Origin of the sequence: Streptomyces thermocarboxydovorans, from assembly GCF_039524635.1 — a bacterium.
Classification (GTDB): domain Bacteria; phylum Actinomycetota; class Actinomycetes; order Streptomycetales; family Streptomycetaceae; genus Streptomyces; species Streptomyces thermocarboxydovorans.
In genome coordinates, this window is the sequence record NZ_BAAAGU010000038.1 from 21,915 (window position 1) to 33,584 (window position 11,670).

Sequence of the window (11,670 nt, forward strand, 5' to 3'; positions counted from 1 at the left end):
ATGGCATTCGCCCGCACCTGCTCGGTCACCCTGGTGGGCGTGGAGGGCGTCGTCGTGGAGGTCCAGGCCGGCCTGGAACCGGGCGTCGCGGCCTTCACCCTGGTGGGCCTCCCCGACAAGAGCCTGACCGAGAGCAAGGACCGGGTCCGCGCCGCCGTGGTGAACTCCGGAGCTCCCTGGCCGCAGAAGAAGCTCACCGTGGGCCTCAGCCCCGCGTCCGTGCCGAAGAGCGGCAGCGGCTTCGACCTCGCGGTCGCGGCAGCGGTCCTCGGGGCCGCCGAGCGGATCGACCCGCGGGTCCTCGCCGACATCGTGATGATCGGCGAGCTGGGCCTGGACGGCCGGGTCAGGCCCGTGCGGGGCGTGCTCCCGGCCGTGCTCGCCGCCGCCGACGCCGGCTACGAACAGGTCGTCGTGCCCGAGTGCGCGGCGGCGGAGGCCTCCCTGGTGCCGGGGATCTCCGTCCTCGGCATCCGCAGCCTGCGCCAGCTGATCGCGGTGCTCGCCGACGAGCCCGTCCCCGAGGAGGAGCAGCCCGAGCACGGCCTGCCCGACCCGCTGCTCGCCGGGCTCCGCGTCCCCGGCACCGGCGCCGCCACCGGCATGCACACCGTCGGCGCCGCCCAGCACGACCACGGCCACGACCTCGCCGATGTCGTCGGCCAGACCTCTGCCCGCACGGCCGTGGAGGTGGCCGCCGCCGGAGGCCACCACCTGCTCTTGGAGGGTCCGCCAGGTGCGGGCAAAACCATGCTGGCCGAGCGGCTGCCCGCGATCCTTCCCCGGCTCGACCGCCAGGAGGCACTGGAGGTCACCGCCGTCCACTCGGTGGCGGGCCTGCTGCCACCGGGCAAACCCCTGATCGACGTGCCGCCCTACTGCGCGCCGCACCACTCGGCCACCATGCAGGCGCTTGTCGGCGGCGGCCCCGGAATCGCCAGGCCCGGCGCGGTGTCGCTGTCTCATCGCGGCGTGCTCTTTCTGGATGAGAGCCCCGAGTTCAGCAGCCAGGCTCTGGACGCCCTCCGCCAGCCTCTGGAGGCCGGGCACGTCGTCGTCGCGCGCAGCGCCGGAGTCGTCCGCTTCCCGGCGAAGTTCCTGATGGTGCTGGCCGCCAACCCCTGCCCGTGCGGGCGCTTCTCGCTCAAGGACGACCAGTGCGAGTGCCCGCCCTCGGCGATCCGCCGCTACCAGGCCCGGCTCTCCGGCCCGCTGCTGGACCGGGTGGACCTGCGCGTGGAGGTCGACCGCGTCACCCGGTCCGAACTCACCGCGACCGGTGCCCGCGGCGAATCCACCGCCCAGGTCGCCGACCGGGTACGGGCCGCCCGGGAGCGCGCCGCCGCACGGCTCGCCGGCACCCCGTGGCGCACCAACAGCGAGATCCCCGGACGCGAGCTGCGCAGCCGCTTCCACGCCGCCCCCGGCGCCATGGACGAGGCCGAGCGGAGCCTGGAGCGCGGGGTGCTCACCGCACGCGGCATCCACCGGGTCCTGCGGGTCGCCTGGACCGTCGCCGACCTGGTCGGCCACGACCGCCCCGACGCCACGGACGTCGCCCTTGCCCTGCAGCTGCGCACCGGAGTCCCCAGGGGAGTGCCCATGGCCATCGGAGCGACGGCATGAGCCCCGCCGAACGCCTCGACGAGCTGCGCGCCCGCGTGTTCCTCACCCGCGTCGTCGAGCCGGGCGACGCCACTGCCGGGCTGTGGATGCGCGAACTCGGGGCCCCGGAGGTCGCGGCCCGGCTGCAGGGCCACGGCCCGCCCCTGCCCGGCGTCAGCCGCAGACGGTGGGAGGGGCTGCGGGCCCGCGCCGAGCGGGCCGCACCGGACCGGGATCTCGCCGTGGCAGAGGAGGCCGGGATGCGGTTCGTGCCGCCCGGCGGGGCTGAGTGGCCCCGCCAGCTCGACGATCTCGGCGACGCCCGGCCGCTGGGCCTGTGGGTGCGCGGACCGGCCGACCTGCGGATGTGGGCGCTGCGCTCCGTCGCCGTCGTCGGCGCCCGCGCCTGCACCGAGTACGGGGCCCACATGGCCGCCATGCTCGCCGCCGACCTCGCCGAACGCGGCTGGGTCGTGGTCTCCGGCGGCGCCTACGGCATCGACGGCGCCGCCCACCGCGGCGCCCTCGGCGCGAACGGCGCCACCGTCGCCGTCCTCGCCTGCGGGATCGACCGGCCCTACCCGCGCGGACACACCGCCCTGATCGACCGGATCGCCGGCCAGGGACTCGTCGTCGGCGAACTGCCACCTGGGGACCATCCGACCGCCGGCCGGTTCATCCTCCGCAACCGTGTGATCGCCGCCCTCACCCGCGGCACCGTCGTCGTCGAGGCGGCCCACCGCAGCGGAGCCCTGGTCACCGCCCGGGCAGCACAGCGCCTCGCGCGTCACACGATGGGAGTACCGGGACCGGCCACCAGCGCCCTGTCCGCCGGGGTGCACGAGCTGCTCAGACAGGACGCCGTGCTGGTCACCGACGCCGCCGAGATCATCGAGCTGGTCGGCGGCATCGGCGAACTCGCCCCCGAGCGGCACGGCCCCGTGCTGCCCCGCGACCTGCTCCCGGCCGCCACCCGCCAGGTGCTCGCCGCCCTGCCGGCCCGCGCCCCGGCCTCCGTCTCCGACATCGCCCGCGGCGCCCAGACCAGCCAGGACGACGCCGTCGCGAGGCTGTACGAACTACGAGCACTTGGTTACGTCGAACGACACGACGACGGCTGGAAGTTGACACGCCAGGCGAAGATCTCGATCCGAACCGATCCCAGCGCGCTTTGACGGAGCGTGTTCGGCCGTCCGGGGGAACCCCGACACGCCTGGGAAAATAAGCCAGTTGGGACATCGGGGTGATCACGCAGAGCGACGGATGTGCCCCGGCGGGACGGCCCTCGGAACGTATCTGCGCACGCCCCTGCCCTCGTTGTTCGCGCACCGCGACGCCGCAGTCACGCTACGCTCACGAGGATCCCGACACGAACAGGCAACTCGACATCAGACCGACAGCTCACCCAGGCAGCAGCACTCCGCAGCAGAACGGCACAAGGCGACGAATGCCCCAGCACACCTCCGGGTCCGACCGGGCGGCGCTCCCCCCAGCCGCCCGTGACGGTGGCAGCGTGCGGCCGCCCGCCCCCTCGACGCTCGACGAACTGTGGCGGTCGTACAAGGAGACGGGGGACGAGCGGCTGCGCGAGCAGCTGATCCTGCACTACTCGCCGCTGGTGAAGTACGTCGCCGGCCGCGTCAGCGTGGGCCTGCCGCCCAATGTGGACCAGGCGGACTTCGTCTCCTCCGGGGTGTTCGGGCTGATCGACGCGATCGAGAAGTTCGACGTCGACCGGGAGATCAAGTTCGAGACCTACGCGATCACCCGGATCCGGGGCGCGATGATCGACGAGCTGCGGGCGTTGGACTGGATCCCGCGCTCGGTGCGGCAGAAGGCCCGCAACGTGGAGCGGGCCTACGCCACCCTGGAGGCACGGCTCAGACGCACCCCCACGGAGAGCGAGGTCGCCCGCGAGCTGGGCATCGCCGTGGACGAACTGCACGCCGTTTTCAGCCAGTTGTCGCTCGCCAACGTCGTCGCCCTGGAGGAGCTGCTGCACGCCGGCGGGGAGAGCGGCGACCGGCTCAGCCTGATGGACACCCTCGAGGACACCGCCGCCGACAACCCGGTGGAGGTGGCCGAGGACCGGGAGCTGCGGCGCTTCCTGGCGCGGGCCATCAACACGCTCCCCGAGCGGGAGAAGACCGTGGTGACCCTGTACTACTACGAAGGGCTCACCCTCGCCGAGATCGGCAATGTGCTGGGTGTGACCGAGAGCCGGGTCAGCCAGATCCACACCAAGTCCGTGCTCCAGCTGCGGGCCAAGCTGGCGAGCTTCGGCCGCTGACCGGGCGCCCGCCGAGGGCTCCGGACACGTCCCGCGCAGGCCGGGCGCGGAGGCGCCCCGCGGTTCCGCCCGAGTGACTCCCGCCGTGCGGGGCGCGTCCGTACAGTGGTTGACGTGCCAAGGATTCGAGCGGCCTCCGTGGCCGAGCACCGGTCGATGCAGCGTGCCGCCCTGCTGGACGCGGCACGCTCCCTGCTGTCCGAGGGCGGTACGGAGGCGCTGACCTTCCCGGCCCTCGCCGAGCGCACGGGCCTCGCGCGCTCCTCGGTCTACGAGTACTTCCGGTCGCGGGCAGCGGTCGTCGAGGAGCTGTGCGCGGTCGACTTCCCGGTCTGGGCGGCCGAGGTCGAGGCGGCGATGGCCGCGGTGGACGGCCCCGAGGCCAAGATCGAGGCGTATGTCCGCACCCAGCTCGCCCTGGTCGGGGACCGCAGGCACCGCGCCGTCGTCGCCATCTCCGCCGGCGAGCTGGACGCGGGCGCCCGCGAGAAGATCCGCGCGGCCCACGGCAGCCTGATCGCGATGATCGTCGACGCCCTCGCCGAACTGAACCACGACCAGCCCCGCCTGGCGGCCATGCTCCTGCAGGGCATCGTCGACGCGGCGGTCCGCCGCATCGAGCTCGGCGCGGCGGAAGACCCCGAGACCATCACCGAGGCCGCGGTCTCCATGGCCCTCCGGGGCGTCCGGGGCTGACCGCCGCCCCGCCCCCGGCTCACGCCGGCCTTCCTCACGCCTCCACGTCGGCTCACGCCGGATCGCCCGGCAGCGGCGCCCCCGGAACCGGCAGCAGTCTCGACGGTCCCCGGTGGAGCAGCCACGGCGGCAGCAGGCTGAGGGGGTTCAAGTAGGTGTCCTCTCTTCGCAGGCCCCAGTGGAGGCAGGGGGCGGTGCAGTGGGAGCCGCCCGGCTCCACCACGCCGATCACCTCGCCCGCGGTCACCTCGTCGCCCTTGCGCACCGACGCCCGGACCGGCTCGTAGGTCGTCCGCAGCGGGGGATCGCCGGTGCCGGACAGCTCCACCGAGAGCACGCCCTTTCCAGCCACCCGGCCCGCGAAGAAGACCCGGCCCGCCGCGACCGCCCGGACCGGTGTCCCCGCGGGCGCGGCCAGGTCGACGCCGCGATGACCCCGGCCGTAGGGCGTCGCCGGTGGTTCCCAGCCGCGCAGCACCGGAGGGCGTACCCCTACCGGCCACGCCCGGCCGACCGCCGGAACGTCCGTCTCCGCCGGGTGACCCGATCTCGCCGCGTCCGGTGCCTCAGCCGTGTCCGGTGCCTCAGCCGAGTCCGATGCCTCCGCCTCGTCCGGCGCCTCCCGCGGGCCCGGTGCATCCTCCGCGTCCGGCATCTCCGGCGAGGCCGCCACCCCCGGCACCCCCGCCACGTCCCCCGCCCCCGCCGCGAGCAGCCGGGCCGGGGGAGGGGACAGCAGCAGCACACAGGTCAGGGCCGTCAGCACGGCCGACCGGATCACCGCTCTCGTACATCGCCTCATTCGCATGCCGCAAGCGTCGCCGGAATGCCCGATCATGGCCGGGACCTGTGGACAGGCGGCGGCTTGTGGACAACGGCGTCACCCGGGGCCCCGCGGGTCCCGTACACTTCTGGTGGCGACCCGGGCCACTGGGTCGACTTCGCACGCCCCGACATCCGGTCCGGTCACGGCCGTCCCCCGGTGTCAGCGCCCCTCGGTCCCTCGTGGCACGGCGCGTTGCGGGCGTCAGGCGCGGGAGCCGTCCGGCCCCCGCGGCACAACCGAGAAATTCAAGGAGAAACGGCCATGGCCGTCGTCACGATGCGGGAGCTGCTGGAGAGCGGCGTCCACTTCGGTCACCAGACCCGTCGTTGGAACCCGAAGATGAAGCGCTTCATCTTCACGGAGCGCAACGGCATCTACATCATCGACCTGCTCCAGTCGCTGTCGTACATCGACCGTGCCTACGAGTTCGTCAAGGAGACCGTCGCCCACGGCGGCACGATCATGTTCGTGGGCACGAAGAAGCAGGCGCAGGAGGCCATCGCCGAGCAGGCCACCCGCGTCGGCATGCCCTACGTCAACCAGCGCTGGCTGGGCGGCATGCTCACCAACTTCTCGACCGTCTACAAGCGCCTGCAGCGCCTGAAGGAGCTCGAGCAGATCGACTTCGAGGACGTGGCCGCCTCCGGCCTCACCAAGAAGGAGCTGCTGGTCCTCTCCCGCGAGAAGGCCAAGCTGGAGAAGACCCTCGGCGGTATCCGCGAGATGCAGAAGGTGCCCAGCGCCGTCTGGATCGTGGACACCAAGAAGGAGCACATCGCGGTCGGCGAGGCCCGGAAGCTGAACATCCCGGTCGTCGCCATCCTCGACACCAACTGCGACCCCGACGAGGTCGACTACAAGATCCCGGGCAACGACGACGCGATCCGCTCCGTCACCCTGCTCACCCGCGTGATCGCCGACGCCGTCGCCGAGGGCCTCATCGCCCGCAGCGGTGCCGCCGAGGGCAAGGGCGAGAAGGCCGCGGGCGAGCCGCTCGCCGAGTGGGAGCGCGACCTGCTCGAGGGCGAGAAGAAGAAGGCCGAGGCCGCCCCGGCCGGCGACGCCCCCGCCGAGGCCGAGAAGCCGGCCGAGGCCCCCGCCGCCCCGGCCGCCGAGGGCGACAAGGCCTGACCTTCCCGTCAGCGTCAGCGATGACGGCGGGAGCCGGAACCGACACACAGCGCCCCCGGGCGCGGTGAAGTCCGCTCCCGCCGTCCACCCGTAGGCCGGCGGCGCGAACGCAGAACTGCATACCGCAGCGCAGCGCCCACCGCCGCAGGCCTTCGAACCTCCAGACTTCGAGAAAGACTCACAGACTCATGGCGAACTACACCGCCGCCGACGTCAAGAAGCTCCGGGAGCTCACCGGCGCCGGCATGATGGACTGCAAGAAGGCGCTGGACGAGGCCGAGGGCAACATCGAGAAGGCCGTCGAGGCGCTCCGCATCAAGGGCCAGAAGGGCGTCGCCAAGCGCGAGGGCCGCTCCGCCGAGAACGGCGCCGTGGTCTCGATCATCGCCGACGACAACTCCTCCGGCGTCCTCGTCGAGCTGAAGTGCGAGACGGACTTCGTCGCCAAGGGCGAGAAGTTCCTGGCCGTGGCCAACGCCATCGCCGAGCACGTGGCGAAGACCTCCCCGGCGGACATCGAGGCCCTGCTCGCCTCCGAGATCGAGCCCGGCAAGACCGTCCAGGCGTTCGTGGACGAGGCCAACGCCAACCTGGGCGAGAAGATCGTCCTGGACCGCTTCGCGCAGTTCTCCGACGGCTACGTCACCGCGTACATGCACCGCACCATGCCCGACCTGCCGCCGCAGATCGGTGTACTCGTCGAGTTCGACAAGCCGAACCCCGAGGTCGCCAAGGGCATCGCCCAGCACATCGCCGCGTTCGCGCCGAAGTACCTCTCCAAGGAGGACGTGCCGGCCGAGGTCGTCGAGGCCGAGCGCCGCATCGCCGAGGAGACCACCCGCGCCGAGGGCAAGCCCGAGGCCGCCGTGCCGAAGATCGTCGAGGGTCGCCTCAACGGCTTCTTCAAGGACGCGACGCTGCTCGGCCAGCCCTACGCGCTGGACAACAAGAAGTCCGTCCAGAAGGTTCTGGACGAGGCCGGTGTCACCCTGAAGCGCTTCACGCGCATCAAGGTCGGCATCTGAGTCCGTACCGCGACGGGCGCTCGGCCCCGATAGGGTCGACAGCAGTCGTCCGGACACGGCGTCACGCACCTGCGCGTGCGGGACGACAGCAGATCTGACGAGGAGGCCATTGCCGCACGGGATACGAAACCCTGACCGGCAATGGCCTCCTTGTATGTGCAACACGTGAAAGAGGCGGAATCCGACCATGACCATCAAGGCTGAGAAGAGCGACGACGGCAAAGTACGCGGCCGGTTTCTGCTGAAGCTGTCCGGAGAGGCGTTCTCCGGTGGCGGGGGACTGGGCGTCGACCCCGACGTGGTGCACGCCATCGCACGCGAGATCGCTGCCGTAGTCCGGGACGGCGCACAGATCGCGATCGTCATCGGCGGCGGAAACTTCTTCCGCGGCGCCGAACTCCAGGTGCGCGGCATGGACCGCGCCCGCTCCGACTACATGGGCATGCTCGGCACCGTGATGAACTGCCTCGCCCTCCAGGACTTCCTGGAGAAGGAGGGCGTGGACTGCCGGGTGCAGACCGCGATCACCATGGGGCAGGTCGCCGAGCCCTACATCCCGCTGCGCGCCGTCCGGCACCTGGAGAAGGGCCGCGTGGTCATCTTCGGCGCCGGTATGGGCATGCCGTACTTCTCCACCGACACCACCGCCGCCCAGCGGGCCCTGGAGATCGACGCCGAGGCGCTGCTCATGGGCAAGAACGGCGTGGACGGGGTGTACGACTCCGACCCGAAAACCAACCCCGACGCGGTCAAGTTCGACCACCTCGGCTACGGGGAGGTCATCACGCGCGACCTGAAGGTCGCCGACGCCACGGCGGTCACCCTGTGCCGCGACAACAATCTCCCGATCGTCGTCTTCGAACTGCTCGCGGAGGGCAATATCGCGCGCGCGGTCAAGGGTGAGAAGATCGGCACGCTGGTGGGTGACCAGGTCAGCCGCGGCTGATCACTCCGACCGGGGGTGGACAATGGCCCGCCGGTCGGGAACCGTGCAGAAAGAAGACGCGACGCAGCCGGCCGCCGCCGAGACAACGGAACCGCAGCCGGGCCTACTCAAGACACGCAGGAGCAAGTGGTGATCGAAGAGACCCTCCTCGAGGCCGAGGAGAAGATGGAGAAGGCCGTCGTGGTCGCCAAGGAGGACTTCGCCGCGATCCGCACCGGTCGTGCGCACCCGGCGATGTTCAACAAGATCGTGGCCGACTACTACGGTGCACCGACGCCGATCAACCAGCTGGCCTCGTTCTCCGTGCCCGAGCCGCGCATGGCCGTGGTGACGCCCTTCGACAAGAGCGCGCTGCGCAACATCGAGCAGGCGATCCGCGACTCGGACCTCGGCGTCAACCCGAGCAACGACGGCAACATCATCCGGGTGGTGTTCCCCGAGCTGACCGAGGAGCGCCGCCGCGAGTACATCAAGGTCGCCAAGGCCAAGGGCGAGGACGCCAAGGTGTCCATCCGCTCGGTGCGCCGCAAGGCCAAGGACGCCATCGACAAGATGGTCAAGGACGGCGAGATCGGCGAGGACGAGGGCCGCCGTGCGGAGAAGGAGCTGGACGACACCACCCACAAGTACGTCGCCCAGGTGGACGAGCTCCTGAAGCACAAGGAAGCAGAGCTGCTCGAGGTCTGATGAACGACTCTTCCTGGGGGACGCCGCCGCAGACCGGGTCCGGGTACTGGGGGCCGTCCGACCAGGGGCCCGCCCAGGGGGCTCTCCCGGCGGGTCCCGCGTACGATGCGCACAACGCGCAGCAGACCCGCCCCCAGCCCTTCGTGGCCGACGTGCCCGTGCACGGCGGAGACCAGGATGCGGAACTGGGGGCCACTCGGCTGAGCGGCCCCCTGTTCCGAGACGAGACGACGCAGGCGCGCTCCCGCACCGGGGAGGTGCCGCAGAATCCGGAGCCCATGTCCGACGCCCCGCAGCCGGCGCCCCCGCCGCAGAAGAAGAGCGCCGGGCGCGACCTGGGCGCGGCGATAGGGGTCGGCGTCGGTCTCGGCGCCGTGATCGTCGCGTCGCTGTTCGTGGTGAAGGCCGTCTTCGTCGGTGTCATCGCGGTGGCCGTGGTGGTGGGCCTGTGGGAGCTGACCAAGCGGCTGGAGGAGCGCAAGGGCGTCAAGGCGCCGCTGGTGCCCCTCGCCCTCGGCGGCGCCGCCATGGTGATCTCCGGATACGTCCGGGGCGCCGAGGGCGCCTGGACCGCCATGGCGCTCACCGCGCTGGCCGTGCTGGTCTGGCGGATGACGCAGCCGCCCGAGGGCTACCTCAAGGACGTCACCGCGGGCGTGTTCGCCGCGTTCTACGTGCCGTTCCTCGCCACGTTCGTCGCCATGATGCTCACCGCGGACGACGGCCCCTGGCGCGTGCTGACCTTCCTGCTGCTCACCGTGGTCAGCGACACCGGTGCCTACGCGGTCGGCTGGCGCTTCGGCAAGCACAAGCTCGCCCCGCGGATCAGCCCCGGCAAGACCCGCGAGGGTCTGCTGGGCGCGGTCGCCTTCGCGATGGTCGTGGGCGCGCTGTGCATGCAGTTCCTGATCGACGACGGCACCTGGTGGCAGGGCCTGCTGCTGGGCCTCGCGGTCGCCGCCAGCGCCACTCTGGGCGACCTCGGCGAGTCCATGATCAAACGGGACCTCGGCATCAAGGACATGGGCACCCTCCTGCCCGGCCACGGCGGCATCATGGACCGTCTGGACTCCCTCCTGCCGACGGCCCCGGTGGTCTGGCTCCTGCTGGTGGTCTTCGTGGGCAGCTGACGCCGCGCGGTCGAGCCCCCGCCCGAATCGAATCAGGGCGGGGGCTCACTGCTGTCTGCTGTCCGGGCCCTCACTCGTCTGCTGTCCGGGCCCTCGCTCGCACGTATCCGCGCCGACCGCTACCCGGGCGGCTCGGCACCCGAGTACGGAGTGAGTGCTCACTCCGTCAATGAGTGAGCACTCACTCCGGTGGGCGGGGTGCGCCGGGCATGACCTGTCAGGTCTGCCCGCGGGGCGGATCGGATCCTTCGCTGGGGAGCTGTGTGGCTGCTCGGGGAAGGGCGGCCCTGCGGAGCGCATCGGCCTTCTTGTCGACGAAGTGCGTGAAGAGTTCCTGCCCGTATCCGAACACCGTCGCGGCCGCGAGGATGTTCCACGAGTCCGTGATGATGACTCTGGGAAGGGTGTAAATCAGCAGGAGCCCGAAAACGGCCGTAAGAGTCCCCAGGGACACTTTGATGAGGGCCTGCGCGACGTGCAGGGCGTACGGGTCCTCGATCCGCTGCATTCTGGAGATCGTCTGCACAGCCCCGATCATCGCTGCGCTGCCGCCCACGAATTCGATGAGGAGAACGTCGTACCTGTTCTCGTCGGCACCCAACGGGCATACCGGGCGAGTCCCGGCCGCGTCGAAGCACGTCAGCATTGTCGGTCCGACGACTATGTTCAGAACGGCCAGCACCAGGGCTATGGCCAGCAAGGTCAGGGAAGTGCGCAGAAGGATGCTGTAGAACGTCCTGACTCTTCCCCGCTCATATCCATTCGCCACATAAGCGCCGCGAAGTGCCGAGGAAATCTGAGTCCGGTCCGTGCCGGTCAGGCATCGGACCTTCGTCCTTCCGGAGAACTTCTCCTTCAGCCTCCGGCGCCGCTCGTCATCGGGTGGCAAATAGTCCCGCACGATGCTGAGGACTCTGGGTATCTCGCCCTTCAGCAGTCTGGACGGCAGGAGTTGTATGAGATGGGCATCCGCCGCGTGCAGATTGCTGATCGCCACATCCGCGTACTCCGTCGACCTCCGTGCCCGCCAGAGATGCCCCTTGTTCTCCCATTCGGCGGCGAGCTTCTTGATCGCCGCCACGTTCTGTACGAGCCCTTCGTAGATGTGCCGTAAGTGAGCCGGCCCCTTTACCGCTTTGTCGCCTTCAAAGCGACACCCTCTTTTCGTCGCAGCGGCCTTGGCAGTGGCTATGGTCCATTCTCCGCGCACCACAGTGGTGACCAGCCAGCGAGGCTCCTCCATGGGCATCATGAGTGACCTCCCTGCCAGCAGAATGCCGGGGACCGGGCATCCGCTCTCCCATAAATTCTCCTCTCGCCCGAACACCGCTGCA

Annotated in this window: 11 protein-coding genes; 9 read left to right on the forward strand and 2 right to left on the reverse strand. The window is 70.8% G+C overall.

All coding sequences use genetic code 11. From position 1 onward, the window contains the following. The 4 genes from ABD198_RS18690 to ABD198_RS18705 all read left to right on the forward strand — a co-directional run bounded on the left by ABD198_RS18690 (position 1) and on the right by ABD198_RS18705 (position 4,591). Complete coding sequence (locus tag ABD198_RS18690; RefSeq protein WP_344002902.1) at positions 1–1,626, forward strand: YifB family Mg chelatase-like AAA ATPase; 1,626 nt, start codon at positions 1–3, stop codon at positions 1,624–1,626. Next, positions 1,623–2,780, forward strand: coding sequence for a DNA-processing protein DprA (gene dprA / locus ABD198_RS18695; protein WP_344002905.1), 1,158 nt, complete (start codon positions 1,623–1,625; stop codon positions 2,778–2,780). Before ABD198_RS18690 ends, dprA begins: the two co-directional genes overlap by 4 nt. 272 nt (positions 2,781–3,052) lie before the next feature. Beyond that, positions 3,053–3,895, forward strand: a complete 843-nt coding sequence (gene whiG / locus ABD198_RS18700; protein ID WP_344002908.1) for an RNA polymerase sigma factor WhiG — start codon at positions 3,053–3,055, stop codon at positions 3,893–3,895. Between the two features lie 138 nt (positions 3,896–4,033). Further along, positions 4,034–4,591, forward strand: a complete 558-nt coding sequence (locus tag ABD198_RS18705; RefSeq protein WP_344003018.1) for a TetR/AcrR family transcriptional regulator — start codon at positions 4,034–4,036, stop codon at positions 4,589–4,591. Positions 4,592–4,643: 52 nt separating this feature from the next. Here the strand turns inward: ABD198_RS18705 and ABD198_RS18710 are convergent, their stop codons facing one another. Further along, positions 4,644–5,357, reverse strand: a complete 714-nt coding sequence (locus tag ABD198_RS18710) for a M23 family metallopeptidase (RefSeq protein ID WP_344002911.1) — start codon at positions 5,355–5,357, stop codon at positions 4,644–4,646. A 321-nt stretch (positions 5,358–5,678) separates the two neighbouring features. On the opposite strand from ABD198_RS18710, the gene rpsB reads away from it, so the two are divergent. The 5 genes from rpsB to ABD198_RS18735 all read left to right on the forward strand — a co-directional run bounded on the left by rpsB (position 5,679) and on the right by ABD198_RS18735 (position 10,336). After that, on the forward strand, positions 5,679–6,548 hold the full coding sequence (gene rpsB / locus ABD198_RS18715) for a 30S ribosomal protein S2 (RefSeq protein ID WP_344002913.1): 870 nt from the start codon (positions 5,679–5,681) through the stop codon (positions 6,546–6,548). A gap of 188 nt (positions 6,549–6,736) precedes the next feature. Then, entirely contained in the window at positions 6,737–7,573 is an 837-nt protein-coding gene (tsf, locus tag ABD198_RS18720) for a translation elongation factor Ts (RefSeq protein ID WP_344002916.1), read from the forward strand. A 187-nt stretch (positions 7,574–7,760) separates the two neighbouring features. Beyond that, entirely contained in the window at positions 7,761–8,519 is a 759-nt protein-coding gene (pyrH, locus tag ABD198_RS18725; protein WP_344002919.1) for a UMP kinase, read from the forward strand. A gap of 129 nt (positions 8,520–8,648) precedes the next feature. Then, a complete protein-coding gene (gene frr / locus ABD198_RS18730) occupies positions 8,649–9,206 on the forward strand; it encodes a ribosome recycling factor (protein ID WP_167997729.1) in 558 nt (185 codons plus the stop codon). Further along, the gene (locus ABD198_RS18735) at positions 9,206–10,336 is read left to right on the forward strand and encodes a phosphatidate cytidylyltransferase (RefSeq protein WP_344002924.1); all 1,131 of its coding nucleotides are present in this window, start codon (positions 9,206–9,208) and stop codon (positions 10,334–10,336) included. Before frr ends, ABD198_RS18735 begins: the two co-directional genes overlap by 1 nt. Positions 10,337–10,553: 217 nt before the next feature. Here ABD198_RS18735 and ABD198_RS18740 read toward each other — a convergent pair whose 3' ends face one another. Next, positions 10,554–11,588: a hypothetical protein gene (locus ABD198_RS18740; RefSeq protein ID WP_344002927.1), complete on the reverse strand. Its 1,035-nt coding sequence runs from the start codon at positions 11,586–11,588 to the stop codon at positions 10,554–10,556. Positions 11,589–11,670: the final 82 nt, after the last annotated feature.